This window comes from Psychrobacter sp. 1U2 (assembly GCF_051847575.1).
In genome coordinates this window covers 1-1,162 of the sequence record NZ_JBPYDC010000361.1, presented here as the reverse complement: position 1 = coordinate 1,162, position 1,162 = coordinate 1, and the positions used below count along the sequence as shown (strand labels likewise).

The 1,162-nt window shown below is 29.3% G+C and carries 1 protein-coding gene; it reads left to right on the top strand.

Annotation, left to right across the window (positions count from 1 at the left end; translation table 11 throughout):
• On the top strand, positions 1 to 1,162 hold a 1,162-nt coding region (locus ACS8FD_RS15830; protein WP_439276550.1), incomplete at both ends, for a hypothetical protein.

Below are 1,162 nucleotides of genomic sequence, written 5' to 3'. Positions count from 1 at the left end.
AACGTAATAACTATAATAGATAATATTATAAGTAGTAATGCTGATAATACTTTAAAGATTATCGAAACTTGTATTGATAAAGAGCCTGAAAACTCCCAATACCAAGTTTTTAAATATTTGTTAAACTTAAATCAAGGAAGTATTAAACGCTTCAGAAATTTACCTAAAGATGTCAGAGATTCCTACTCTATCAAACTTAGCTATATGAGATATTATTCGAATCATAATCAGTTTGATAAATACGATGTGATAGAGACACTGATTGATAAAGATGAACGCTTAAAGCCTTCATTTATCATTCTATCTCTTGAATCTTCTCTGCTGAGATATGCTACATCTAAAAACCAACATCATTATATTGAAGCGGAGTTGAACTCCCTAGAACTGAATTTAAACATAAACCAGATTGACGTACCTTCATTAAAAAAGTATGCGATAAACAGCATTATTACTGCAAATTGCGTCATAAATAACGAAGAATCAGTTAAGCATTATTACAGACTAACGAAAACTACCCAATGTGGGATACTTCCAGAAACCATTATTAATCTCGTTTCATTTACTAAAAGAAACTCAGATAAAGTGTTTTTCTTAAAGGTTTATAAAGATCATTCTGAGTCAGAAATAATAAAATATTTGGTTGACGGCTTATATAATTTTGGTGAAATGGATAAACTAAATCATCTAATTGACTCGAATAGCGATATTGGAGAACCTTTAACTAACGAAATAAGGTCTTTTATTGCAGTTAACCAACTTAACAATATTAATTTTTTAAAACTTGTAGATGAGGTAGATTTATTTAGTACCAATACCCTTAGAGGCTTGGCTCTATTAGGTTTAAGGTTATATAGTACTAACGATGATAAATTTGATAAATTAAATAGAACTATATCTTCTATTAGTACGTCTGATAATGATCTAAAAACGTTACTAGCTGACTATTACTTTAAAACTAAGCAGTACAGAGCTTGTAGCGATACATTAGACACTCTTATCAATGAATCTAATGAAGAATATCTGTTAATTATCCAAATTCATTCTTTGATTGAAAGCTTTCAATATCAGAAGGCTAAAGACTTTGTAGATCAGAATAGTCATAAGTTTAATAAGTATCTTGGCGATTTTGCTAGTTTAGTTAGTAAGTTAGGTAACAAGACTC